Source organism: Sphingobium mellinum (genome assembly GCF_037860795.1).
GTDB lineage: Bacteria > Pseudomonadota > Alphaproteobacteria > Sphingomonadales > Sphingomonadaceae > Sphingobium > Sphingobium mellinum.
In genome coordinates, this window is the sequence record NZ_JBANRK010000021.1 from 1 (window position 1) to 23689 (window position 23689).

At 61.5% G+C, this 23689-nt stretch carries 24 protein-coding genes; 8 read left to right on the forward strand and 16 right to left on the reverse strand.

The window, feature by feature from the left end:
* From AAC640_RS15940 to AAC640_RS15990, 11 genes are all read right to left on the reverse strand, one after another.
* Nucleotides 1–188, reverse strand: a 188-nt coding sequence (locus AAC640_RS15940) for a hypothetical protein (RefSeq protein WP_340268025.1), incomplete at its 3' end; no start/stop codon positions are given.
* Between the two features lie 27 nt (nucleotides 189–215).
* Nucleotides 216–2456: an acyl-CoA dehydrogenase family protein gene (locus AAC640_RS15945; protein WP_340268027.1), complete on the reverse strand. Its 2241-nt coding sequence runs from the start codon at nucleotides 2454–2456 to the stop codon at nucleotides 216–218.
* Between the two features lie 143 nt (nucleotides 2457–2599).
* Entirely contained in the window at nucleotides 2600–2830 is a 231-nt protein-coding gene (locus AAC640_RS15950; protein WP_340268029.1) for a biotin/lipoyl-containing protein, read from the reverse strand.
* Between the two features lie 2 nt (nucleotides 2831–2832).
* Nucleotides 2833–3825 carry an alpha-ketoacid dehydrogenase subunit beta gene (locus tag AAC640_RS15955; RefSeq protein WP_340268031.1) on the reverse strand — a complete coding sequence of 331 codons (993 nt, stop codon included), beginning with the start codon at nucleotides 3823–3825 and terminating at the stop codon, nucleotides 2833–2835.
* Between the two features lie 12 nt (nucleotides 3826–3837).
* On the reverse strand, nucleotides 3838–4821 hold the full coding sequence (locus AAC640_RS15960) for a thiamine pyrophosphate-dependent dehydrogenase E1 component subunit alpha (protein ID WP_340268033.1): 984 nt from the start codon (nucleotides 4819–4821) through the stop codon (nucleotides 3838–3840).
* Between the two features lie 14 nt (nucleotides 4822–4835).
* Entirely contained in the window at nucleotides 4836–5984 is a 1149-nt protein-coding gene (locus tag AAC640_RS15965) for an acyl-CoA dehydrogenase family protein (protein ID WP_340268035.1), read from the reverse strand.
* Nucleotides 5984–7180 (reverse strand): acetyl-CoA acetyltransferase, encoded by a 1197-nt coding sequence (locus AAC640_RS15970; protein WP_340268037.1) that lies wholly within the window; start codon nucleotides 7178–7180, stop codon nucleotides 5984–5986. The genes AAC640_RS15965 and AAC640_RS15970 overlap by 1 nt, the downstream gene beginning before the upstream one ends.
* Nucleotides 7181–7182: 2 nt before the next feature.
* Nucleotides 7183–8634 (reverse strand): 3-oxoacyl-[acyl-carrier-protein] synthase III C-terminal domain-containing protein, encoded by a 1452-nt coding sequence (locus tag AAC640_RS15975; protein ID WP_340268039.1) that lies wholly within the window; start codon nucleotides 8632–8634, stop codon nucleotides 7183–7185.
* Between the two features lie 127 nt (nucleotides 8635–8761).
* Nucleotides 8762–9574, reverse strand: a complete 813-nt coding sequence (locus AAC640_RS15980) for an enoyl-CoA hydratase/isomerase family protein (RefSeq protein WP_340268041.1) — start codon at nucleotides 9572–9574, stop codon at nucleotides 8762–8764.
* A gap of 5 nt (nucleotides 9575–9579) precedes the next feature.
* Nucleotides 9580–10500, reverse strand: a complete 921-nt coding sequence (locus tag AAC640_RS15985; RefSeq protein ID WP_340268043.1) for an SDR family NAD(P)-dependent oxidoreductase — start codon at nucleotides 10498–10500, stop codon at nucleotides 9580–9582.
* 69 nt (nucleotides 10501–10569) lie between these two features.
* Nucleotides 10570–11427 carry a MaoC family dehydratase gene (locus AAC640_RS15990; protein WP_340268045.1) on the reverse strand — a complete coding sequence of 286 codons (858 nt, stop codon included), beginning with the start codon at nucleotides 11425–11427 and terminating at the stop codon, nucleotides 10570–10572.
* 205 nt (nucleotides 11428–11632) lie between these two features.
* Between AAC640_RS15990 and AAC640_RS15995 the strand changes: the two genes are divergently transcribed.
* The 3 genes from AAC640_RS15995 (at nucleotide 11633) to AAC640_RS16005 (ending at nucleotide 15397) form a co-directional block, all read left to right on the forward strand.
* The gene (locus AAC640_RS15995; RefSeq protein ID WP_340268047.1) at nucleotides 11633–12262 is read left to right on the forward strand and encodes a PaaI family thioesterase; all 630 of its coding nucleotides are present in this window, start codon (nucleotides 11633–11635) and stop codon (nucleotides 12260–12262) included.
* Nucleotides 12263–12339: 77 nt separating this feature from the next.
* Nucleotides 12340–14478, forward strand: a complete 2139-nt coding sequence (locus AAC640_RS16000) for a molybdopterin-containing oxidoreductase family protein (protein WP_340268049.1) — start codon at nucleotides 12340–12342, stop codon at nucleotides 14476–14478.
* 58 nt (nucleotides 14479–14536) lie between these two features.
* Nucleotides 14537–15397: a TIGR03619 family F420-dependent LLM class oxidoreductase gene (locus tag AAC640_RS16005; protein ID WP_340268051.1), complete on the forward strand. Its 861-nt coding sequence runs from the start codon at nucleotides 14537–14539 to the stop codon at nucleotides 15395–15397.
* A 54-nt stretch (nucleotides 15398–15451) separates the two neighbouring features.
* On the opposite strand, the gene AAC640_RS16010 is transcribed toward AAC640_RS16005, so the two are convergent.
* Both AAC640_RS16010 and AAC640_RS16015 read right to left on the reverse strand, forming a co-directional pair.
* Nucleotides 15452–16240, reverse strand: coding sequence for an SDR family oxidoreductase (locus tag AAC640_RS16010; RefSeq protein WP_340268053.1), 789 nt, complete (start codon nucleotides 16238–16240; stop codon nucleotides 15452–15454).
* 33 nt (nucleotides 16241–16273) lie between these two features.
* Nucleotides 16274–17041 carry an SDR family NAD(P)-dependent oxidoreductase gene (locus AAC640_RS16015; protein WP_340268055.1) on the reverse strand — a complete coding sequence of 256 codons (768 nt, stop codon included), beginning with the start codon at nucleotides 17039–17041 and terminating at the stop codon, nucleotides 16274–16276.
* A gap of 96 nt (nucleotides 17042–17137) precedes the next feature.
* Between AAC640_RS16015 and AAC640_RS16020 the strand changes: the two genes are divergently transcribed.
* Nucleotides 17138–17935, forward strand: coding sequence for an enoyl-CoA hydratase/isomerase family protein (locus AAC640_RS16020; RefSeq protein WP_340268057.1), 798 nt, complete (start codon nucleotides 17138–17140; stop codon nucleotides 17933–17935).
* Between the two features lie 15 nt (nucleotides 17936–17950).
* Here AAC640_RS16020 and AAC640_RS16025 read toward each other — a convergent pair whose 3' ends face one another.
* A complete protein-coding gene (locus tag AAC640_RS16025; RefSeq protein ID WP_340268059.1) occupies nucleotides 17951–19189 on the reverse strand; it encodes an acetyl-CoA hydrolase/transferase C-terminal domain-containing protein in 1239 nt (412 codons plus the stop codon).
* Nucleotides 19190–19306: 117 nt separating this feature from the next.
* Here AAC640_RS16025 and AAC640_RS16030 point away from each other — a divergent pair, with 117 nt between their 5' ends.
* Genes AAC640_RS16030 through AAC640_RS16040 form a run of 3 tightly spaced genes read left to right on the forward strand, consistent with a single transcriptional unit; the run spans nucleotide 19307 to nucleotide 21800 of the window.
* Complete coding sequence (locus tag AAC640_RS16030; RefSeq protein ID WP_340268061.1) at nucleotides 19307–19759, forward strand: MaoC family dehydratase; 453 nt, start codon at nucleotides 19307–19309, stop codon at nucleotides 19757–19759.
* Nucleotides 19756–20619 (forward strand): HpcH/HpaI aldolase/citrate lyase family protein, encoded by an 864-nt coding sequence (locus AAC640_RS16035; protein WP_340268063.1) that lies wholly within the window; start codon nucleotides 19756–19758, stop codon nucleotides 20617–20619. The genes AAC640_RS16030 and AAC640_RS16035 overlap by 4 nt, the downstream gene beginning before the upstream one ends.
* Nucleotides 20620–20621: 2 nt before the next feature.
* On the forward strand, nucleotides 20622–21800 hold the full coding sequence (locus tag AAC640_RS16040) for an acyl-CoA dehydrogenase family protein (protein WP_340268065.1): 1179 nt from the start codon (nucleotides 20622–20624) through the stop codon (nucleotides 21798–21800).
* 137 nt (nucleotides 21801–21937) lie between these two features.
* Here AAC640_RS16040 and AAC640_RS16045 read toward each other — a convergent pair whose 3' ends face one another.
* Nucleotides 21938–22357 (reverse strand): nuclear transport factor 2 family protein, encoded by a 420-nt coding sequence (locus AAC640_RS16045; protein WP_340268067.1) that lies wholly within the window; start codon nucleotides 22355–22357, stop codon nucleotides 21938–21940.
* Nucleotides 22358–22587: 230 nt separating this feature from the next.
* On the opposite strand from AAC640_RS16045, the gene AAC640_RS16050 reads away from it, so the two are divergent.
* Nucleotides 22588–23112: an SRPBCC family protein gene (locus AAC640_RS16050; RefSeq protein WP_340268069.1), complete on the forward strand. Its 525-nt coding sequence runs from the start codon at nucleotides 22588–22590 to the stop codon at nucleotides 23110–23112.
* 367 nt (nucleotides 23113–23479) lie between these two features.
* Here the strand turns inward: AAC640_RS16050 and AAC640_RS16055 are convergent, their stop codons facing one another.
* A complete protein-coding gene (locus AAC640_RS16055; RefSeq protein ID WP_340268071.1) occupies nucleotides 23480–23671 on the reverse strand; it encodes a glutathione S-transferase N-terminal domain-containing protein in 192 nt (63 codons plus the stop codon).
* Nucleotides 23672–23689: the final 18 nt, after the last annotated feature.

Sequence of the window (23689 nt, forward strand, 5' to 3'; positions counted from 1 at the left end):
AAGGTGCAATAATGACAAACATCCCGGCACAGCTTCGTCAGCGGAATGAAAACCTTGCGCGAATAGGTCACCAACGGGCCAAAAGACCCAACCGTCAAAGACTCCGAAAACAACAGCAACTCTTCAAGAGGGCCTTGCGCAAGCGGGAGCACTTCCTCAAGGGAAAGATCATCATACTCGCTTGACATATATTTCCCCTCCGGTTGCGTCGGCGATCAGCCGGCGACCAACGATCTTGCAATCAGATTGCGCTGAATTTCGTTGGTTCCGCCGAAGATCGACCAGCATCGGCCGTATAGATATTGGTGCCCCATGAAACTGGCGAGCTGTGCAGGACTAAACTGGCCGCCAGGGTCGAGGTGCAGGTCATGCGGATCATGCGCGCCACCCAGCGGCCCTTCGATTTCCAGCGCGATCTCGGAAAGCCGCTGCAAAATCTCGGTGCTTCGGATCTTCAGGACCGATGCCTCCGGCCCATCGCGAGAGGCGCCCTCGGCCCATCGCGACACATAATTCTGCTCCAGTTCGCAAAGCGTCAGCAGTTCGATCTCCGCGCCGGCCAGCTTTTCGGCCAACCGGTCGCGCGACGGGGACGCCGGCACCTGTGCCATCATGGCCTTGATATTCTTCAACAAGCGCAGCTTCGGACCCGTGTCTGCAATGGCAACGCGCTCATGCGACAGCAAGAATTTGGCGATGGTCCAACCCTGACCTTCTTCGCCGACGAGATTTTCAACCGGCACTCGGACATTGTCGAGGAAGAGCTGGTTGGTATGATGCTGACCGTCAATCGTGACGATCGGCCGCACGTCAATGCCGGGGCTGTTCATGTCGATGAGCAGCATGGAGATGCCACGCTGCGGCTTCACTTCCCGGTCCGTGCGAACCAGGCAGTGCATCATGTCCGCCCAATGCGCTTCGGTCGTCCACATCTTCGTGCCGTTGACGATATAATGATCGCCTTCACGCACTGCACTGGTCTTCAATGAGGCAAGGTCCGACCCCGAATTGGGTTCAGAATAGCCTTGGCACCACCAGGTATCGCTCGACAGGATGCCGGGCAAATATTTGGCCTGCTGTTCCGCATTGCCAAACTCCTGCAGCACCGGGCCGATCATGTTGACGCCGTAGGGAATGATCATCGGCGCGTTGTTGAGCGCGGATTCCTGAAGGAAGATCAGTTGCTTGTCGATCGGCCAATCGGCGCCGCCATGCTCGGTCGGCCACCCGGCGCCGAACCAGCCCTTTTCCAGCAGGATCTTCTGCCAGCGAACATAATCTTCCTTGTGGATCTCAAGGCCCAAGGCGCCCTTGCGCGCGATATCTTCCGGCAGATACGCTCGCACGAACTCGCGCACCTCGGCGCGAAAGGGGGTTTCGCGCACCGCATTCACGCCCAGCCCGGCGAAGCGGGCGCGATGCAGATCGGCACTGCCCAACTCGGCCCTGATCGCGGTCAGCCTGCGGAGATAGTGGCTGACGTCCAGTTCGTCACTGACGCCCATGCCGCCATGCATCTGCACAGCTTCATGTCCGACCTTTCGGGCCGCATCGTCGACCAGCGCCTTCGCGGCCGAAGCAAGAGCGGATCGATCAGCGGCGCCCGCATCGATCGCTTCGATGGCGCGCTCCGTCAGGGCACGCGCTTCTTCCGCCGCGGCGTACATGTCTGCGGCGCGATGCTGCAGGGCCTGGAAGCTCGCCAAGGGCACGCCGAACTGCTTGCGCGTTCCGAGATAGGCGAAGGTGGCGCTATTGAGTGCAGCAATAATGCCGACCGCTTCGGCTGCAAGCGCCACAACGCCCCGTTCGAGAGCGGCGAGAAGAAGGTCGTCGCCCCCAAGCCGACGGGCAGGGACATTGGTCAGCTCGATCGTGGCGGCCGACGCGCCATCGATCATGCGGCAGCTGTTCAGGACAAGCCCTTCTGCGCTGCGGTCGACCAGGTAGAGCGCGGAAGCCCCGTCCAGCGCGGCCGTAACGATGAACTGATGGGCAAGATCGGCATGGCGCACGACAAGCTTGCGCCCGGTCAGCCGGTAATTCCCGCCATCCTCGACCGCCCTCGTGTCCCGCGGGCCGAAGGGATCATAGCCTTCCTCATGAGCGAAGACCACGATTGTCTCACCCGCGATCAGGGCAGAAAGATCCTCTCCCGCCGCATTCAGGATGGCGCCACAGAGAGCGCTCGCCAGAACGGGTTCGACGACGAGCTTGCGGCCGATCTCTTCCATGACGACCGACAGGTCGCGCATGGTCCCGCCAAAGCCGCCGGCCTCTTCGGGAAGGGTCGCGCCCAGAATCCCCTGTTCGGCCAGTGCCGACCACAGCGCGAGACGATCCGGGTCAGGCGCAGACAGTCGATGCCGGCGCTTCTCGAAATCATTTTCGACATCAAGAAGCCGTCCCAGCATGTCGCCAAACATCTGCTGCGTTTCTGTTCTGGCGAAGCTCATCCCAATCTGGCCTTTTCTGTTCGATCCTGGGCGGTCTGCCCGCCCGCCCGCGAACGCAAATCGTTCCGGTCACTCAGCGACTGGAGGGATCACCCGGTGCGCATGCCGCCGATTATGCGCAATCGTGCAGGGCAGCATCGCGACTATTCGATGGTGCCCAGAACCGTTCCAACGTCATAGGTTTCACCGGCCTGCTTCAGGATGCGCAGCGTACCCGACGCCGGAGCCTCCACTTCGTTGACCGACTTGTCGCTCTCCAGCGAGAAAAGCGGCTGCCCTTCGGTCACCTCGCCGCCATCTGCGACCAGCCATTCAGCGAGCTGTCCTTCGCTCATCGAGAAGCCAAGCTTGGGAAGAAGAATTTCATACGCCATGTTCAGAAGTCCTTTCCAGCAATCAGGCCGCGTACAGCCGTCACGATACCTTCGGCCGAGGGCGCGAACGCTGTTTCCAACGGCTTCGAGTAGGGCACTGGGCAGAATGCTCCGCCCAATCTCCGAACGGGCGCCTTGAGCTTTCCAAACAGGTGGTCCGCCAGGTCAGCGGCGATTTCCGCACCCACGCCAAATTCCTTGACCGCTTCATGCACGATCAATGCCCGGCCCGTCTTTTCGACAGATGCCCGCACGGTGTCCCGATCCCAGGGCGCGATGGTCCGCAAGTCAACGACTTCGGCATTGACGCCTTCACCCGCCAGCGTCTCCGCAGCAGCCAGTGCCGGTGCCATCATGGACGCATAGCTGACGATCGTAACGTCGCTGCCTTCGCGCGCCACGTTCGCCTTGCCCAGCGGAATCACTTCACGAGTGACAGGGCCGGTGTTCCAGTAAGAGGGAAGATTTTCGATGAAGATCACCGGATCATCATCTTCGATCGCCGCTCTCATCAGGCCATAGGCGTCACCCGGGTTGGACGGCGCCACCACCTTGATCCCGGGCGTGTGGGCGAACCAAGCCTCCAAATAGTCGCTATGCTGGCCGCCATTGGACATGCCCGATCCCGTCATCGTGCGGATGACGATAGGCACATGGGTCTGTCCGCCCGACATGAAGCGAAGCTTGGCTGCATGGTTCACGATCATGTCCATCGCAACAGTCGTAAAGTTCATCAGCATGATCTCGGCCACCGCGCGATAGCCGCGCAGCGAGGCGCCGATCGCGGCGCCGATGATCACCTGCTCCGCGATGGGAGTGGATTTGACTCGATCATCGCCAAAGGCGGTCGACAGCCCCTTGGTGACGCCGACGACGCCGCCTTCCTCCCGGTCGGCCACGTCCTCACCCAGCACGACGATCTTGGGATCGGCGGCGAGCGCATCGTGCAGTGCGAGATTGACGGCCTGGATGGTGTTCATGGTCTGCGTTGTCATCGTATGGAATCCTCAGGCCAGTTCGTAAGCGAACACGTCGCGCTTCAGTTCGGCGACATCCGGGAGATCGGCCTTGAAGGCCGCTTCCACCGCCTCTTCGATGCGCGCCTTGATCTCGGTGTCGATCCCGTCAAGCTCGGCTTCGCTCGCCACGCCATCGGCCAGCAAACGGTTGCGCAACGTCGCGAACGGATCCTTTGCCTTCGCCGCAGCCATCTCGTCCTTGGGGATGTAGCCGGCCGCGTCACCGATGAGATGGCCATTGAAGCGGAACGTCAGCGCCTCGATGAGCGTCGGCCCTTCACCGGCGCGCGCACGATCGACAGCCATCTTGGCCGCGCCATACATCTCATCAACGTCATTGCCGTTCACCGTCACACCGACCATGCCATAGCCTGCGGCACGCTTCGACAGCTGATCGACGGCCGTCGAATTGGCGAAGCTGGTATGTTCGGCATAGCGATTATTCTGGCAGATGAAGATCACCGGCAGCTTCCATAGCGCCGCGAGATTGAGCGACTCATGGAAGGCCCCGATATTCGCGGCGCCGTCGCCGAAATTGGCGACCGCGACTTCACCCTTGCCGTCCAGCTTGGCGGCCCAGCCGAGCCCGGTAGCGATCGGCATGGATGATCCCACGACTCCCGTGGTCACCATGCATCCGCTTTCCGGATGGGTCAGGTGCATCGTCCCACCCTTGCCCTTGCAGCTGCCGGTCACGCGCCCGGCCAGCTCCGCCCAGAGCGGCTCAAGCGGGAAACCCTTGGCCAGCATGTCATGCGTGCCGCGGTAAATGGTGCAGATCGTATCGCTGTCGTTCAGATTGACCGAAAGGGCCGACGGGATGATTTCCTGTCCAGCAGGCGAATAATAGGGCGTAACCAGCATTCCCGCCTTCATCGCCTTGATGACGCGAAGATCGTTGTGACGGATAAGCGACGCCTTGCGGTAGATTGCGAGTAATGTTGCCGCATCTGCCTTGGGTAGGTTTGACATCCGGTCCTCCTTGCTCATCGCCTGCCCGCAAACAGGTCACGGCCGATAATCTGTTTCATAACTTCCGCAGCGCCCCCAGCGATGCGCGCAATACGTGCATCGATGAACGCGCGTGCGATCGGATATTCGGTCATATAGCCGTAGCCGCCGAAAAATTGCAGACACTCGTTGACGACCTTATTGTGCAGATCCGTGACAAGCAGCTTCACTTTGGCGGCATCGACAGGGCTGAGTTCGCCCTTGAGGTGACTCTCAATGCACCAGTCGGTGAACACGCGCAATGCCGTGGTTTCGGCCGAAAGCTGTGCGAGCACGAACTGAGTGTTCTGGAAATCCGCGATCGTATGGCCGAATGCCTTGCGCTCCGCGGTATAATCGACCGTCCATTGAATTGCGGCCTCGCACACGCAAATGCTGCGAATCGCCTGGGTCAGCCGCTCCTGGGCCAGCTTCGTCATCAGCATCGAGAAACCACCGCCCTCATTGCCGAGCCGATTGGCGACCGGCACGCGCATGTCGGCGAAAAAGAGCTCCGAGGTATCTTGCGCCTTTAGCCCGATCTTTTCCAGATTCCGGCCCCTTTCAAAGCCGGGCGTGTCCGCCGGCGACAGGACGATGCTGACGCCCTTCGCGCCGGCTTCCGGATCGGTCTTGCACGCGACCAGCGCGAAATCGCAATTCTGGCCGTTGGAGATGTAGGTCTTCTGCCCATTGATGACATAGTCGTCGCCGTCACGAACCGCCCGCGTGCGAATGGCCTTGAGGTCACTGCCCGCATTGGGTTCCGTCATCGCCACCGCGCCGATCGCTTCCCCGGTCACCATGCGCGGCAGCCAGCTCTGCTTCAGCTCCTCGGAACCCCAAGCCAGAATATAGGGCGCAACCATTTCCGAATGGACCATGAAACCGGGTCCGGACATGCCGGCCTTGGCCAGTTCCTCAATCACGACGACATTATAAAGCCAGTCAGCCCCCAGGCCGCCGTAGCTTTCGGGAATGTCACAGCACAGCATGCCGGCTTCACCGGCCTTCAGCCAGACCTCACGCGGGACTCGCTGCTGCTTTTCCCAGTCCGCATGAAATGGCGCCATTTCCGTCTCGACGAAGCTGCGCACCGTGTCGCGGAACATTTCATGTTCGGACGAGAAAAATTTCCGCTCCATCAGTTGAGCCCCAGGATGGAGATGCACGCGATCCCCTGATAGGGAACGCCGCCCAGATTATGGGTCAGCCCCAGCGAAGGGGACGCCAGCTGCCGTTCTCCAGCGCGGCCGAGCAGCTGGTTGTACACCTCATAGGTCATGCGGAGGCCTGTGGCGCCGATCGGGTGACCGAAGCATTTCAGGCCACCATCGATCTGGCAGGGCACCTGTCCATCGGCATCATAGAAGCCATCCAGAATATCGCTGACGGCGTTGCCCTCCTCCGAGATGAAGAGGTCCTCCATGGTCACGAGTTCGGTGATGGAGAAGCAGTCATGCACTTCCAGCACGTCCAACTGCGTACGCGGGGCAGTGATACCCGCCTCCTTGTACGCCCGGGTTGCGGCATTGCGCGTGTTACGCACATGGCTGCCGTCCCATGTATTCATCTGGGATTCGATGCCCGAACTAATCGCCAACTGGATCGCCTTGATCGTGACCAGATCCTTCTTGCCCAAGGCCCGGGCAATCTCCGGCGTGGTTACGATCGCGCAGGCTGCGCCATCCGAAACGCCGCAGCAGTCGAACAGGCCGAGCGGGTCCGAAATCATCGGCGCGTTGATGATGGTTTCCATCGGCACGGCCTTGCGCAGATGCGCCTTTGGACTGCGAACACCGTTCTGATGACTTTTCCAGGAGACGTGCGCCATCGCGCGCTTCAGGTCTTCCTTCGCCACGCCGTGCTTCGCGCGATATCCAGCCGCGAGCTGCGCGAAACCGGCGGGTGATGAGCCCATCGGCAGCCACATGTCGTTGAACGTCCCCTTGAAGGGGATGGGAAGGCCGCCATAGCCTGTGTCCTTGAGCTTTTCAGCACCGATAGCGACAGCAATGTCGACCGCGCCCGATGCCACCGCATAGGCCGCGCCACGCAACGCTTCCGTCCCGGTCGCGCACATATTTTCAACGCGCGTGAACGGAATGCCGTCGAGACGCAATGCGGTGGACGCAGGGATAGGCGAATTGCCCACATTTACATTGTCGAGCGCGCTGCCGTACCAGCCCGCCTCTATCTGCGATCGTTCGATGCCCGCATCCGCCAGGGCTTCGTCAAAAGCCTCGCGCATAAGTGCTGAAGAATCCGCGTTCCAGCGTTCGCCGAACTGCGAACAGCCCATGCCCAGGATCGCAACCTTGTCCTTGATGCCTGTCGCCATGCTTATGCTCCCGCCCCGCCGGTCGGCGTGGCTTTCCAGAAATAGCGGTTGTAGCCGCGCACCCGATCGCGCTCCTTGATCCGGTACGTCAGTTTCAGCGGCGTACCCACTTCAAGGCCTTCGGGGCCAACGTCCACGACCTCCATGAGGATTCTCGCGCCGTTGTCGAACTGCACGAAACCAACGTAAAGAGGGGGCGCAGGATGGAAAGACAACCAGTCAGCAGTATATGTGAAAACCTGAGACGGCTCATCGACCAGAGAATAATCCTCGAACTGGCTCGCCGGCGCATTGCACTCAGGATTTACGCAATATTCAAGCTGCGGGAACTGAATTGTCGCGCACTTGCCGCATTTGCCGGCGACCAGTCCGCTAATCTGGTCGTCCGACCGATATTGTTCGGTAAGCGCCGTCTTTCCGCTCTTTTCGGCCCTCATGCCCCATTCAAGATCGATGCCGTCATAGAAGGACAGCATGCGCAAATAGCTGTCTGTCGCAATCCCGTCGGCAATGGCGCCCGACACGCCCCGGCGCGGCCGCGCGCGCTCGATCGCCTCGGTCACCTCGAACACCAGCGCATCTGCGCCCTGTCCAAAGCCGACCAGCAGGATCTTGTCACCCGCCGCTGCGGTCTCGAGGACATTTGCCAACATCAGCAGAGGATGAGCGGCACCGGCATAGCCGACCCTGCTTTCAAGGCCATCGGCCGGTTTGCCTGCGAAGCCGACCTTCTTGGCAACGGCGTCGGCAGCGCCGCGCTGCATGGAGGACATGACAAAATGCGTGATCGCGCCGATCTCCACGCCGGCCTTCGCCAGGGCAGCCTTGACCGCCGCCGGCGCAAGCTTTCCGTAGCCCTCGTCGCGAACCCAGCGTTCTTCCCAGAAATAGTCATAACGCGACTGAGCAGCGCGAAAATGATCGACGAACGGAGCGGTGACGCTCGCGGCGCCGATCAGACGTGCCGCCACGTCGTCCGAACCGAGCAAGAACGCTGCCGCTCCTGCCCCATAGCTCATCTCCTGTGTGCTGGCGGGCTTGCCCACCGGCGCATCGCTCGCGATGAAAAGCGCGTCGTCGCCAGCCTTGAGCGCCTGCAGGAGACCGGACGTGCCCGCACGCTGGGAATGACCAACGTCACTGCTGGTGATGGCTGCGGGCAAACGCAGAGCGCTCGCGACCAGCGCGGAATGCTGAAGGTCGGCATAGGGCAAGGTTGCAGAGGCAAGATGAATCGCTTCGATGCCAGCGGTCGGACGACCATTCAAGCAGTCACGCACTGCTTCCACTGCCATCGTGATCGCGTCTTCATCCCAGCTGAGGAACGCCCGCGATCCCTTGGCCTGGCCGCGAAGGCCCGGCGCCATCCACTTGTGCGCGTCGGCAATATGCGCCCGATCTATCCTAAGACGCGGCACATATCCGCCGAACAGCTTGATACCAAAGTCTGCCATCGGAACTCCACTCATCTTGGCTGATGCTTGTCACGAGGGAGGAGCCGAAATATGCCGAAGCCCCCGCGAAAGATCATGTTTCAAATTCGCCGCCAGGCACCGTCGCAGCCAAAGCGCCCCCCGCTATTCACCGGTCGGAGGCGGACGGAAAGCTGGCCGGACGCTTTTCCATGAAAGCGCGGACGCCCTCTTCGAAATCAGCCGTGCCAACCGCTTCGACGATCGCGTCACGCTCTGCCTCAAGCTGGGCGGCCGCGGCTTGTGAACCGCTCGACGCTATCAGCGCCTTGGCCTGCCGCACAGCCCCGGCGGGCGCCCGGCCGAACCGCCTGGCCTGCGCGCGCGCTTCCGTCAACAGATCATCCGGCGCCACAATCTTCGTCGCGAGGCCGATACGATAGGCCTCCGCCGCATCGACGCGAGCCGCGGTCAGTATCAGCTCCCCCGCCCGCCTGTGACCAACGATCCGGGGCAACAACAGGCTGACGCCCCCATCCGGTGGCAAGCCGACGCGCTGGTGCGAGAACAGGAAGTTCACACTTTCATCGGCGATCACATAGTCTGCCCCGAGCGCAAACATCAGGCCGGCACCCGCAACCGCGCCTTGGCACGCCGCCACAACGGGAATCTCGATCGAAAGATAGGCTTCGACCATTCGCCGGACCGCGTTCAAACGTGACGTGAAATCGGCCCGCCGTGCCTCGACAGACTGCTCGAGAGCGCGGGCGAAACTGCGCACGTCGCCACCGGCGGAGAAATGCGCGCCTTCTCCCCGAACGAGCAGCACCCGAACCGACGGATCCCCATTGATCGAGGTAAAAAGCTCGACCAATGGGGCGACCGCTTCTTGCGGGATCGCATTGCCCAGGGCCGGGCGGTTGAAGCTCAGTGTCAGAACTCCGTCGGCCCGGTCAACCAGGAATGGCGCGTCCTCGCTCATGGCGATCAGAAAGGATCCCAGGTGAAGACGTGCGACGAAATATCGAGCGGGTAGAAGCTCGGCTTCATCGCAGGCAGCACATGGCTGACGATCGTCTCGGGCGTCCAGCCATCCGACGTCTGCGCCGTGCGGATGGGACGCGGCTGGCTGAACAGGATGGCCTCGTTCATGCGCGACGAGAAAATCTGGCCAGTCACGTCCGCGGCGCCATCGCTGACAAGACCGCAAACCAGCGGCGCGATTTTCTCGGGCGTCATCCGCTTCGCGATTTCCAGGCGCTTGCGATTGGCTTCGTCATTGGCGGGAATGGTTCCAACCATCCGCGTGAACGCAAATGGCGCGATGCAGTTGGAACGGACGTTGAACCGCTTCATGTCGATAGCGATCGATTTGGAAAGACCAGCCACGCCGAGCTTGGCCGCAGCATAATTGGCCTGCCCCATATTGCCGATCAGGCCGCTCGTCGAGGTCATGTGCACGAACGCCCCGCTGCCCTGCTCCTTGAAATAGGGCGCGGCTGCGCGGGACACATAGAAATAGCCGTCGAGATTGACCGCGCGCACCAGATCCCAGTCGTCCTTGGTCATCTTGTGGAAGATGACGTCACGCAGGATGCCAGCGTTGTTGACGACCGCGTCGATGCGACCGAACGCCTTGATAGCGTCCTGGATGATCGCCTCCGCCGAGTCCCACTCGGCGATGGAATGGAAGCTGGGCGCCGCGATGCCACCGGCGGCATTGATCTCGTCGGCCACGCGCTGCGCGGGCGCCGTATCGGCACCGCCGCCCGCGGCACCGCCGCCAAGATCGTTGACCAGGACGCTCGCGCCGCAAGCTGCTGCAAGCTTCGCAATCTCGGCGCCCACGCCATTTCCCGCGCCAGTGACGATAACGACCTTGCCGTCAAGGATCTTCGATTGAGCCATTTTCCATCCCACCTTTTTCAGAATGCCATATCGGATACAGCATTAGTTGATAGTGTCAATATACTAGACTTAGGCTGCCGCAATTCTGGCGCTGGCCCGGTCGAGCACTACCAAGTCCCGCTCCACCGACCGGCAACGGAAGCGCACCGTATCGGCGCCCGTATAAAATTCCACCCTAATCGTCTCGCCAGGAAACACCGGCTTGCTGAAGCGGACTTCCATAGAGCGAAGACGGCTTGGCTCGCCGTCGCACAGCTGACTGATCACGGCGCGCGCCGCAAGTCCCATGGTGCACAAGCCGTGCAGGATGGGGCGGTCAAATCCGGCCTTGCGCGCCACGGCCGGGCTTGCGTGGATCGGATTGAGGTCACCGCTAAGGCGATAGATGAGGGCGATTTGCGGCATGGTTGGAATATCCATGACGATGTCGGGTTCAGCGTCGGGCAAAGGCGCAAGAGCGGGGCCCGGATCGCCGAACCCACCCTGTCCGCCATCCCCACGCAGGAACAGCGTTTGCGTCACGGTCGCGCACAATTCATTGCTGTCCCGATCGAAAAGCTTCTTCTGCATCTTCATGATGGCGCCCTTTTCAGCGCCCTTGTCCTCAATGCTGAGGATGGAATAGTCGCCCCGCATGCGCCCCTCGACCGGGATCATCGAATGTATTTCGAAGGCCTGTTCGGCATGCAGCACCTTGACCCAGTCGATTTCGAACTCGGGCCGGTCGATCCAGAATCCCGGATGCGCGATGGTGTTGCACATCGAGGGCACCGCCTTCAGCCCTTTTTCGTACACGAAAGCCAATTGCTCCTCATCGGTAGGATCGCTACCGTAGCCCAGCCCAAGCGCATAGAGGATCGTCTCGCTCGCCGTGTAGTCATGGTTTTTATCATCGAGCTTGAAACGCTGCAGAAGTTCTAGATTCACGGCTCCGGGCTCCCCCGCTGGCTTTGATGTTGACTAATCCTAGACCATCTAGGATTTAGGAACAAGGAAGATTAACATCGAGCGTTGGCCGCGGGGCGGACGGGGTGCAGTCCATGACGAAGCACAGCCGCTGTCGGTGACAGGAACGGGGACTTTGTCCAAAGCCCGTTGGAACAATACGCGATCTGAAAGTGGAACGAACCGCATGAGCAGGGTTGTCGACGACGCCGAGATCGAAAGTCGGGCACTGGAAAGCGGGTTGACCGCCCGGCTGGATCTTGCGCAATCAATCCGCACGCTGCTTGACGATTTTTCCTGCTCCATGGCCGATGACGCGGCGTTGCAGGAAGCCGCCGACCATGTCCGCCGCGCGGGCGCGGTGCTGACGGCACAGCCCGCGCGTTCGGCCTATGTCAGGTCTATCGAAGGGACCCTTACCGGCATGGGAAGGCTCAGCGAACTGGGGCCGTTCACAGGCCGGCTACATCCGCTCGCGCCGCCATTCCGCCTCATTCTGGAAAGCGGAAGGGCGCAAGCCTATACGACCTACAGCCATCCGCACGAAGGGGCGCCCGGACTGCTTCAGGGTGGGTTCATCGCCGCGACCTTTGATGAGCTTCTGGGCGTCGTGCAGGCAGGGGTCATAAGATTGACCGTCGATCTTCAAATCAGCTACCGTTCGCCGACACCGCTTCACAAGGAGCTGCGCTATACCACCTGGCTGGAAAGGGTCGAGGGCCGCAAGGCGTATGTCAACGGCACATTGCACGACGGCGATCGCCTCTGTGCCGAAGCGCGTGGCCTGTTTGTCGAGCCTCGGCAGTTGCCGTTCTGACACCAGGCGGCGACCGCTTCCAACGGGCCGAAAATGAAGGACGCGTAACGCGCCGACAATGGTGAGAGGAATGTCCGATGGCTACGCACACAACTTATTGCCGCAATTGCGCGGCGGCCTGCGGGCTTTTGGTCACCGAGGAAGCGGGCGTGATCCAGGAAATCCGGGGTGACAGCCAGCATCCTATTTCCCAAGGCTATTTCTGCATCAAGGGAGCTGCAACGCGCGACTTCCATAACGGCGACGACCGGCTGCTGAGCAGCCGGCGGCGCACCGCCGACGGAAGGTTCGAGGATATCGACGCTCAGACGGCCATGGATGAAATCCATGAACGACTAAGCGCCATCATCGAACAGCATGGCATCGAGTCGGTCGCGCTCTATTATGGCACCGGCGCCAACACCAACGTGCTGAGCGTGCCGGCGGCCAAGGCCTGGATGGACGCGATCGGATCACCTTATCTCTTTTCCAGCATGACCGTCGACCAGTCCGCCAAATGGGTCACGGCCGGCCGCATGGGCGTGTATCTTGCGGGCAAGCACAAGCTGCCGGATATCGACGTACTGATGGCCATCGGGTCCAATCCGGCGGCCTCCCATGCCTGTTATGGCATGCCATCGGCTAATCCGATCAAGCATGTGCGAGAGGCACGCAAGGCGGGGACCACGTTCATCGTCGTCGATCCGCGCAAGACCGAACTGGCGCGTTCAGCCGACTTGCATCTTGCCGTGCGGCCGGGCCAGGACGCCGCGTTGTTCGCCGGCCTGATCCGCATCGTGCTGGACGAGGGGCTGGAGGATAAAGGCTTTTGCGGGCGCTTTGTCACGTCGCTCGACCAACTCCGCGCGAGCGTCGCCTCATTCACCCCTGACCATGTCGCCGAGCGCACGGGGATCGATGTTGAAACGCTGCATCAGGCTGCGCGCATCTTTGCCACCGCTCCGCGCAAGTCGGCCGTCACGGGCACGGGTTCGGCGATGGCGCTGAATTCGAATCTGTCGGAACATATGATCGAGGCGTTCAACGCTATCTGCGGCGGCTATCACACGGCCGGCGATCCGGTTCGAAACATGGGCTATTTTGGCGGAGAAGCGCCCAGAGAGGGCGTTATGCCGCCCAACCGGACCTGGGAAACCGGCCCCAAATTGCGCACCGTCGACATCGGCCCGATGGGCGGCGAATATCCGACGTCCCAGCTGCCTGCCGAGATCGTCGGCAATGACAAGGGGCGGTTCCGCGCCCTGATCCATGTCGGCGGCAATCTGGTCAAGGCCCTGCCACAGCCTGACCGCACCATCCCCATGCTGCGCGAGCTGGACCTGCTCGTTTCGCTCGACATGCGCGACAATGTGACCAGCCGCATGGCCGATTTTGTGATCGCCACAAGCGCGCATTACGAACATCACGACTTCAATATAGCGCTCGAATATATGTTGCCGACCACATTCGCTCAGATCGCCGAACCTATCTTTCAGCGCCCGGCCGGCGTGATCGACGACTGGGAATTCTTCCAGGGCATGGCGCGCCGCATGGGCAAGACGATCCATATGCGTCGGCCAGTTTATGGGCTGGCTCATCGCGACATACCGGGACCCGAGCTGGAAATCACCGACGATACGCGCGCCGATGACATCATCCGCTGGCTGGCCGACGGGGGCCGCAGCAGCTTTGATGACCTTAAAGCGCATCGTGGCGGGATCCTCTTCAAGGAGGCCGAAGCCGTCGTTCAACCGGCGGGAGAGGATAACGGCGCCCGACTCGATCTGTGTCCGCCAGACGTCGCCGCCGAACTGGCGGGCGTACGGCAGGCAAAGGACGAGATCGCCGGCTACCCATTCCGGCTTATCCCGCGCCGCCTGATCGAGGTGATGAACAGCGCCTATACCGAGGCCGGCCAGACCCGCCGCCGCTTCCCGACCAATCCCATCTATATGAACGAGCAGGACATGACCCGCCTGGACCTGGCCGACGGCGGCACCGTCAGGCTTATTGGCCGCACCGGTGGCGTCGTCATCGGACGGGTCCGCAAGGACAGCGGACTACAGCCCGGCGTCATCTCCATGTGCCACGGCTGGGGCAATCCCGAAATGTCGGGCGAGGCCGACCCAGACGCTTTCTCGGGACGGCTCGTCTCGCTAGACCAGGACCTTGAAGCCATCAACTTCATGCCAAGGCAAAGCTCGGTTCCCGTTCAAGCGCAAAGATACGACGCTTGAAGAACAGGGGCATGTGTCCACGCCCCCCTATTACTTGCCAACACGACGGAGGAGATGAATGAAATTCGGCTTAAGCTGCAGCACGGTGCTCGGCCATTCGCCCGCAGCCCGAGACGTCATCCGTCTCGTGCAGGAAGCAGAAGCGGTCGGATTTCATTCGATCCTGGTGGGCGACCATGTCCTGCGACCGCTCGCCTTCGATGCTTCCTCTTACCCTGCGGGCATATTCGACGCGGAAATGCCTTGGTACGATCCGTTCGTCCTGCTGGCCGCGGTCGCCGGAGTGACCCAAACCATCCGTTTGGGAACGGGTGTCTCGGTCGTCCCCTATCGCCCCCCGGTATTGCAGGCCCAGGCAATCGCCACTCTCGATTTCATGAGCGAAGGCCGCTTCTTCTATGGCGCCGGGGTTGGCTGGATGCGCGAAGAATATGAAGCCCTCGGCGTTCCCTTTGCGGCGCGCGGTCAGCGGACAGACGAATATTTGGAGATCATCAAGTCTCTCCTATCGGGCAAGAGCGATGGCTTCCACGGCAGTTGCATCGATTTCCCCGGCGGCCACATCCATCCCCTGCCAGTGCAGAAACCCCATCCGCCGATCATCATAGGCGGTGAAACGCAGGCTGCCCTGCGGCGTATCGCGAAATATGGCGATGGCTTCCACATCAACTGGAAAACGCTGGCCGAACTGGAACGCCTGCTCGGCGACCTCGCCGTCCACATGGCCGACAATGGCCGCGTGGTATCGAGTCTGTACAAGCAGCTTGCCGCGACCGACATCGCACTCGTTCGGGCGGCGAAGAACGATCTGGCCGACTATGCAGCGCTCGGTGTTGACGAGATTATCTTCAGCCCCAAGCATGACTCTCCCGCCCAGGGGATAGAGGCCGTCAAAAGATTCGCCGACGAGTTTTTTTGACGGCCCGGCGATCAGCTTATCTGTCGGCGCCAGGAGGAGGCAGGCTGGGCGGGCTCAATAGGTCGCGTTGGTGACCCCGCCGTCGACAACCAGGCTTTGGCCGGTGATGTAGTTGGATTGCTCGCTGCAGAACATGGCCGCGATCGCGCCGAAGTCGATCGCTGATCCGAACCGTCCGGCAGGAATGCCGATCGTGCGGATCGCGTCGTCCAGCTCCTCTTCCAGGCTGATGCCTTTTTCGGCAGCCCGCTTGGCATAGATATCCCTGATGCCGTCGGTATCATGCATCGCCGGCAGCAGGCTGTTGATCGTCACGCCATGGGGCGCGACGACCCTTGCCACCGCGACCGTATAATTGACGAGCGCCGCTCTGGGGGCGCCGGACAGGATGCGCCAGCGGTGGGGGAACTTGACCGCGGCCGTCGCGATGTTGAGAATGCGGCCCCATCCCCGCTGGCACATGCCATCGACGATGGTACGGATGAATTCGACCGGCGATATGAAGGTGAGGTCCAGATTGGCGCGCCAGTCCGCGTCGCTGATGTCGCGGAAATCCTCGATATAGGGTGGTGGGGAGCAGGTGCCGACGAAGATATCGGGTTCAGGGCACCGTTCGAGGATCAGTTCGCGGCCCTCGACCGTTGCGTGATCGGCGACGATCGCATGGACCGTGGCTCCGGTTGCGCTGCGGATCGACTCGCAAGCTCTTTCGAGCCGCTCCTGGTTGCGTGCCGAAACGAAGAGGTTAACGCCCTCGCCCGCCAGGGCCATGGCCGTGCCATATCCCAGCCCCGCGCTACCGCCATTGATAATCGCGTTGCGACCGCGAATGCCCAGATCCATGTCAGTCCTTTCCCCGGCAAGCGGCGCGCACCGTCAAAGCTGCAACCCGCCATCGACAGCCAGTGACTGCCCGGTGATATATTTCGCCTTGTCGGACAGCAGAAAGGTCACGGCCTCTGCAATGTCGTCCGCCGCGCCGAACTTCTTCATCGGCAGCATCCTTCGGAGGCTGTCGATCCAGTCTTCGATTCCAGGTCGCGCGATCAGTTCATGTCCCAAACCGGCGTCGATAAAGCCGGGCGCGACACAGTTTGAGCGGATGCCGAACCGCCCTTCCTCCAGCGCCACTCCGCGAAAGAGCATTTCGATCGCCGCCTTGGGCGCGGCCGAACAGATGTCTCGCAGCGGCACCTTTTCCACGGCGGCGGTGATGACCGCGACCAGCGATCCACCTCCGCCAGCCTTGAGATGGGGCAGCGTCGCCCACACCAGATTGAAGGCGGCGTTCACATCATTGTCGAATACCTGTTTCCATTCGGCGGGGGTGATCGTGTTGAGGAACTTCATGGGGATGTGCGGCCCGGCGGCGTAGACAACGGAATGAACCCTGCCGAACCGCGCCGCCGCCGCATCGACGAACGCCTTCATCGCATCTGGATCAGTATGATCCACGGCCATCGCCAGCGCCTCGCGTCCTGCGGCCTCCACCTTCTCCACGATGGCGTCGGCAGCCTCCTTGCGGGACCTGTACGTCAGAGCAATATTCGCGCCTGCATGTGCCAGAGCTTCGCAGATCGCCGAACCTATTCCGCCACTTCCGCCAGCGACGATGGCCACCCCGCCGGTAAACGCCTTCTCCATTGCTCAACCTTCCTTCGCTCTTGCGACAACGTGCCTTATCGTGCAGGCTTTCGCGAAACCGCTATTAGTTCCCACATCCTATACACGGACTGTCAAATGCCCAACCCCGAAATCATCATCTCCGAAAACCAGGGCGTGATCCACGTCACTTTCAATCGTCCGGAAAAATATAACGCGATCAGCATGGAGATGCTGGATGGCCTGCGCGAGGCGACGGCGCGCCTACGCGATCGCGATGACCTGCGCGCCATGTTGCTGACCGCAAATGGCAAATATTTTTCCGCGGGGATCGATCTGAACGGAGGACTGGCGCCCGATGCGTCGATCACCAGTCCCAAGGCCTTCCGCAGCTGGTATCGCCAGGGCGCCGGCAGCCTGCACGGGCTGGGCGATGAATGGGAGGCTATTGAAAAGCCGATCGTGGTGGCTTTCCAGGGGCCTTGCCTGGGCGGCGCGCTTGAACTGTCGCTGTGCGCGGACTTTCGCCTGGCCAGCAGTGAAGCGCGATTTGGCCTGCCCGAAATCAGCTTCGGCGCGCTCCCCGGCTCGGGAGGAACCAGTCGTCTCGTGCGCCTTGCGGGTCCGCATTGGGCACGCTGGCTGGTCCTGGCCAATCGTCAGATCGATGCCGAGCGTGCATTGGCGATCGGCATCATCCACGACGTCCACGGCGCTGATGAACTGAACGAACAGGCAATAGCTTTTTGCCAGTCCGTCGCAGCCTTGCCGCCGGAAGCCTTTGGCGCGGGCAAGCTGGCGATCGAACTGGCCACCGACCTTGACCGAGCGCAGGGCCGCAACGCCGAACGGCTGGCGGTCAGCGGCCTGTTCCAGGGGGCCGAACTACGCGAACTCATGCGCGCGATGCAGGAAAAGCTGTCGAAGAAGCGCTGAACCGCTTTTTGAAAGTCAAAGCCTGCCGATGAACGACCGCCATTCCGTCGTCAGCCGATCACGATGATCGGGGGCGGCGATGGCGATCAATGCAGCCGCGCGTTCGGCATGGCTGCGACCCTGAAGGTCGGCGAGGCCGAACTCGGTCACGACCATGTCGACATCCATCCGGCTGAGTGACACCGGCCCAGCCCCCGCATTGGGCGCGACGATTCGGCTTATCGCGCCCTTGGCGGCGGTTGCGGCTAAAGCGACGATGCGCAAACCCCCGGAAACCTTGGCGCCTCGGGCGAAATCGGTTGCGCCGCCGGGACCGGACATGAAGCCCTTGGGTCCGACCTCCGCATAGGCCTGACCGAACAGGTCCACCTCTGTCGCTGAGTTGATCGCAACGAAATCACGGATCGCGCCGATCGTTAGCGGATCATGCGTGACCGAAACCGGGGCAAAGCGATAGGCCGGGCCGCTGATCGCCCGGTACAGCCGCTCCGATCCGATCGCAACGCCGGCCGTGACCGCCACGCCCGGCGCGAGCGCGCCCGCCTCCTCCAGGTCGACCACGGCGTCGCCGATCAGGCCCGAATGGACACGCAGGTTGCGGCGTCCGGTCAGGGCGCGGAAAACCGCGCCGGGGACCTTGCCGAGCCCGGTCTGCAAGGTCGCCCCGTCGCCGATCAGCGGCGCAATATGGCCGGCGATCGCTTCCGCCGCCGCGTCGCTCACACCATCCGCCGCACCGAGCAGGACCTGCGGCGATTGGGTGAAAGCGGTGATTTCGGACCAGGGTATCGTCGCCTGCCCACGCGTGCGGGGCATGAGCGGATTGACATGCGCCAGGCGCACGGAAATCCGTGGCCACAGTTCAGCGACAAAATCGACGGTGGGGCCGAAACTGCACATGCCGTCTTCATCCGGCGGCGTGACCATCATCAGCGCCGCGTCAGGCGGGTTGTCGATCAGCCGCTGGCGGATGTCGGCGTAGCAAAGCGGCAGGAACCTGGCCGCCTCCCCCGCAGCCTTGAGCTCCGGCGTCAGGAAGAATGTTTCGGTCGTGCAAGCTGCATTGGCAAGATAGGTGCGACGGTTGAGACCCGGAACGAAAATCCCCGTAAAGGTCGCCGGCCCGAGCTTTTCGCCTGCCCGTTCAACGGTATCGGCCAGCAGGATCGACTCCGCCGAGCAGCCATTTACAAGAATGCGGCCGCCTAAGGGCAACCCGGCGACAAGGGCATCAGCATCCAGTTCGATGGGCATGGTCGGAAATTCCCTGAACGCAGCCTCTTGCGGGTCTGCAAATGGATCATTTACAAGTGGGTCACATGCTGTCAATCAGCATCTAGTATGTAGGGACTAGACTGGAGTCAGCGGTTTATGGCGGGTCTGTATTTCGATGAGTTCACCGTGGGGCAGGTCTTTCAGCATGAGATACGCCGCACCGTGACCGACATGGACAATATGCTGTTTTCGTCGCTGACCTACAATCCCGCGCCCATCCACATCGACCACGCCTACGCCGCGGGGACCGAGTTTGGCAAGCCCTTGATGAACTCCATCTTCACGCTGGGCCTCGTCATCGGCCTGTCTGTGCAGGACACGACATTGGGCACCACTGTGGGCAATCTGGGCATGAGCGAGACCAATTTCCCCAAGCCGGTTTTCGCGGGCGACACGATCCGCGCCGAAACGCGCGTAGAAGCGCTACGCCCCAGCAGTTCGCGGCCGGGCCAGGGGATCGTTACTTTCCAACATATCGGCTTCAACCAGCGGGACGAGATCGTCTGCTCGACGAAGCGCAACGCCTTGATGATGGGACGGCCGTCATGAAATTGAGATCAATGCTGTTCGTGCCGGGCGACAGCGAACGCAAGTTCGCCAAGGGGTCGGCGGCCGGCGCAGATGCGCTTATCCTCGATCTGGAGGACGCGGTCGCGCCTTCGATGAAGGATGCGGCCCGCGCGCATGTATCCGGACTGCTCGACGGTGGCGAAGCGCGGTCATGGCGCTTCTTCGTACGCGTCAATCCGTTCGACACGGGAATGACGTTCGACGACATGGCCGCGGTGGTTAAGCCGGGCCTCGATGGGCTGCTGATTCCCAAGGCGGATGGGGCGGACGATCTGCTCCGCATCGGTCAGGAACTCGACCGGCTGGAAAGCCGGGCGGGCATGGCGCAGGGGACGGTGAAGCTGGCAGTCGTCGCCACCGAAACCGCGCGAGCCATGTTCAACCTCGGTAGCTATGCTCCCCCACCCCCACGTCTCGTTGCAATGACCTGGGGCGCCGAGGATCTTGCCGCTGCAATCGGCGCGACCGACAACAAGGAACCGGACGGCAGCTGGACCTTCCCCTATCAGGTGGCGCGGGCGCAATGCCTGTTTGCCGCCACCGCCGCCGAAGTGCTCCCGCTTGATACTCTTTATGCCGACTTCCGCGATCCTGAAGGACTGGAGCGGGATTGCCGCCGCGCCCGCCGCGACGGTTTCGTGGGTCGTATCGCCATCCATCCGGATCAGGTGGCGGTGATCAACCGTGCCTTTTCCCCAACGCCTGAACAGATCGCCGAAGCGCAGGCGATCGTTGATGCCTTCGCCGCCGCGCCGGATGCCGGCACGATCGGCATCGGGGGTAAAATGTATGATATCCCTCATCTTAAGGCCGCACGCAGAACGCTGGCAGGAGCATGACCATGTCCAATCCCCGCACACTCCCCACACAAGAAGAACGCGACGTCATTCGTGAAGGCGTGCGTGCTGTCGTCTCCCGCTTCGACGATGAATATTGGCTGGCGCGTGACGAAGACGGAGTGTTTCCCTTCGAGTTCCACAAAGCAATGGCCGACAGCGGCTGGCTCGGCATCACCATGCCGGAGGAATATGGCGGCTCCGGCCTCGGCGTCACCGAGGCAGCGGTGATGATGAACGAAGTCGCCACCCATGGCGGCGGCATGACGGCCGCTTCGGCCATTCACGTCAACCTTTTCGGCCCGCACCCGATCGTCGTCAAAGGCACGCCGGATCAGAAGGCGCGCTGGGTGCCTCGGCTCATAGCGGGCGAAGACCAGGTCGCTTTCGGCGTCACCGAACCTGACGCCGGGCTGAATACCACCAGGATCAAGACCTTCGCCGAAAAGGTGCCCGGCGGCTATGTCGTGCATGGGCAGAAGGTCTGGACGTCAACCGCTCAGGTCGCGAGCAAGATCCTTCTCCTTACTCGCACGACCCGGTTTGAGGATTGCGCCCGGCCGACCGACGGCATGACCATCTTCTATACCGATCTCGACCGGACCAAGATCGACGTGCATAAAATCCCGAAGATGGGGCGCAAAGCCGTCGATTCGAACGCCATCTTCATCGACGGCCTGTTCATTCCCGACGAAGACCGCATCGGCGAGGAGGGCAAGGGCTTTTCCTATCTGCTCCACAGCCTCAACCCCGAACGGATATTGATCGCCGCCGAAGCGATCGGCGTTGGCCATGATGCGCTGCGCCGGGCATCCAAATATGCGCGCGAGCGCGTGGTGTTCGACCGCCCGATCGGTCAGAATCAAGGCATTCAGCATCCGCTCGCAGAACGCTGGATGTACCTGGAAAGCGCGTGGCAGATGGTGGTCCGCGCGGCGGAACTTTACGATAGCGACCTGCCCTGTGGCGCGGAAGCGAATACCGCCAAATTCCTGGGCGCGCGCGCGGGCCAGGAATCCTGCTGGCAGGCGATGGCAACCCATGGCGGCTTCGGTTACGCCAAGGAATATCATGTCGAGCGGCTCTACAGGGAAGTCGCCATCACGCGCCTGGCGCCCATCACGGAGCAGCTCATCATGAGCTTCATCGCCGAAAAGGTTCTGGAACTGCCCAAAAGTTATTGACCAGCCGTCCTATCAAAGGCGCGAGGGTTACCGGCCAGTCAGGCCGGAAGCTCTCGCGCCTTTTCACTGTCGACACGCCCCCGCTTTCCTGCCGGGACGTATCAACGAAGATTACCGCACGGTAGTGACCTGGCCGGTCACGACAGACCCGTCTGGGGCGGAAACATCGGCAGGACCGTGCGCTTGGCAAAGCGCCAGCCCTCCGACGTCTTGATATAGCTGTCTTCATAACGGATGTAGTAGCGTGCGTGCCCGCTGCTGCGCGTGTTAGCTTCGACGAGCGCGAACACACTGCCCGTGGCCGTATCGCCGGCCGAATCCAGGATGAGGTGATTCATCATGAGATGGACCACGTGCAGCACGTCAGCCTTCAGTTCCGCACCATAGGCGGCGATCGCCTGCCGCCCTTGATATACTCCCATGCTCATAGGGCTTTCGTCGAGTACACCGTCCGGTGCGAACAGGCCGGCCCAGGCATCAATCTGCCACAGATCGATATGATAGGGATATCTGTTGACCAGTTCCTGCAACGCGAACCTGTCGTCCAAACTCAGCATGACCTCTCCTCCAAATGCTTGCTCACGCGCGCGGCTCATCAAGTTTCCGACGAAAGTCGATCAAGGATGACTCTCCCCTCCGCGCTTGACAGGGCCGAAGAGTCGCATATGTAGTATGATAATACTAGGCCAAAGTGAAGAGCGAAGCGGCTGGAGGAGAAGCATTGGCCTCGCCCATCCCACCGTTCCAAACTGGTCTGGCGCAATAATCTTGCTGGAGGCTGGAGGATATGCAGAAGTACAAGAGAGGCCATGCGGAATATCGCGGGATCGTTGACGCGCCGATCGAAGACGTCTGGGAACTGCTGACGGATTGGGCCGGCTTCGAACGCTGGTGGATCAAGCCGGAAGACGGTGGGCGGCCCGGTCCCAATATCGAAAGCGTCACGCTCGAAGGCGATCCCAATTCGGTGCCGCGGACTCGCGTCGTCCGCCATGTCACCGGCTCGGCTATTGATGAAAAGCTGTGGCTGCAGGACAATGATACCAAGCGGATAGTCTATGACATGGTGCATCGTCCGAACCCTAACGGCGCCGTGCTGCGAAGCGAGTTCAGGAACTATCTCGCCACCACCATGCTCGACACGCTGCCCACCGGCGAGACGCTGATGACCTTCAAATCGGAATTCGACGTCATCGAGGAAGCCGACCTCAATTTGATGATATCGCTGATCGAGCGGACCTATTCCGATGCAATCCTTAACGGGTTCAGGCGCTATTTCGCGCGGCAAAAGGCCAAATCGGTTCCGGCATGATCCAGCTGCGTTGCAGGGGCGTAGGCAATGACGCCCCTGCAGCTCTATTTCGTACCTCGGGGCAGCACGGGGACGCCGCCCGTGTCATGAATCCCAAGGCGACCACGCTCCCGCCTCTCCTTACTGATTGAGGCAGATCAGGACTGTTCGGGGAAAGTGATTGCCGGACGTGACAGTCCAAATGGTGGTTGGCTCGCGGTCTGGAAACGCGCTGGCCTGCGAGGTGGGCGCGCGATGTCCTCGGCAAGCGGCATTTGCCCGCTGCGATGTTTAACGGCGGGGATATCCGACATCCTGTCCCGCCAGGCGTGCCCTCCATCCACGGCATCGATCACCATCATCTCGGCACGGCGCTGCATCATGTAGATCAGGCGCTTTTCGCGCGGGGTACGACCGTAGATTGGGAATTAATCGTTCCGTCATCCAGCGCGAGAACCGGAATCTTGCCGATCGGGTTGATCGCCAGGAAGGCATTCTGTTTGTGTTGAGCCGCGATGAGATCGACGCTCACGAATTCGACCCTGTCCTCCCATCCTTTCGCGGCGAGGACGATCCGCACGCTCGATGTCCGATGGTT

Coding starts and splice junctions, on each gene's coding strand:
- AAC640_RS16045 (WP_340268067.1), bottom strand. CDS start 22,357: ATGCTGAGTTTGGACGACAGGTTCGCGTTGCAGGAACTGGTCAACAGA.
- AAC640_RS16010 (WP_340268053.1), bottom strand. CDS start 16,240: ATGGATCTGGGCATTCGCGGTCGCAACGCGATTATCAATGGCGGTAGC.
- AAC640_RS15980 (WP_340268041.1), bottom strand. CDS start 9,574: ATGAGCGAGGACGCGCCATTCCTGGTTGACCGGGCCGACGGAGTTCTG.
- AAC640_RS16040 (WP_340268065.1), top strand. CDS start 20,622: ATGTCCAATCCCCGCACACTCCCCACACAAGAAGAACGCGACGTCATT.
- AAC640_RS15955 (WP_340268031.1), bottom strand. CDS start 3,825: ATGACAACGCAGACCATGAACACCATCCAGGCCGTCAATCTCGCACTG.
- AAC640_RS15985 (WP_340268043.1), bottom strand. CDS start 10,500: ATGGCTCAATCGAAGATCCTTGACGGCAAGGTCGTTATCGTCACTGGC.
- AAC640_RS15960 (WP_340268033.1), bottom strand. CDS start 4,821: ATGTCAAACCTACCCAAGGCAGATGCGGCAACATTACTCGCAATCTAC.
- AAC640_RS16030 (WP_340268061.1), top strand. CDS start 19,307: ATGGCGGGTCTGTATTTCGATGAGTTCACCGTGGGGCAGGTCTTTCAG.
- AAC640_RS15945 (WP_340268027.1), bottom strand. CDS start 2,456: ATGAGCTTCGCCAGAACAGAAACGCAGCAGATGTTTGGCGACATGCTG.
- AAC640_RS15970 (WP_340268037.1), bottom strand. CDS start 7,180: ATGGCGACAGGCATCAAGGACAAGGTTGCGATCCTGGGCATGGGCTGT.
- AAC640_RS16005 (WP_340268051.1), top strand. CDS start 14,537: ATGAAATTCGGCTTAAGCTGCAGCACGGTGCTCGGCCATTCGCCCGCA.
- AAC640_RS15950 (WP_340268029.1), bottom strand. CDS start 2,830: ATGGCGTATGAAATTCTTCTTCCCAAGCTTGGCTTCTCGATGAGCGAA.
- AAC640_RS15965 (WP_340268035.1), bottom strand. CDS start 5,984: ATGGAGCGGAAATTTTTCTCGTCCGAACATGAAATGTTCCGCGACACG.
- AAC640_RS16050 (WP_340268069.1), top strand. CDS start 22,588: ATGCAGAAGTACAAGAGAGGCCATGCGGAATATCGCGGGATCGTTGAC.
- AAC640_RS16035 (WP_340268063.1), top strand. CDS start 19,756: ATGAAATTGAGATCAATGCTGTTCGTGCCGGGCGACAGCGAACGCAAG.
- AAC640_RS16025 (WP_340268059.1), bottom strand. CDS start 19,189: ATGCCCATCGAACTGGATGCTGATGCCCTTGTCGCCGGGTTGCCCTTA.
- AAC640_RS16015 (WP_340268055.1), bottom strand. CDS start 17,041: ATGGAGAAGGCGTTTACCGGCGGGGTGGCCATCGTCGCTGGCGGAAGT.
- AAC640_RS15995 (WP_340268047.1), top strand. CDS start 11,633: ATGAGCAGGGTTGTCGACGACGCCGAGATCGAAAGTCGGGCACTGGAA.
- AAC640_RS15975 (WP_340268039.1), bottom strand. CDS start 8,634: ATGGCAGACTTTGGTATCAAGCTGTTCGGCGGATATGTGCCGCGTCTT.
- AAC640_RS16000 (WP_340268049.1), top strand. CDS start 12,340: ATGGCTACGCACACAACTTATTGCCGCAATTGCGCGGCGGCCTGCGGG.
- AAC640_RS16020 (WP_340268057.1), top strand. CDS start 17,138: ATGCCCAACCCCGAAATCATCATCTCCGAAAACCAGGGCGTGATCCAC.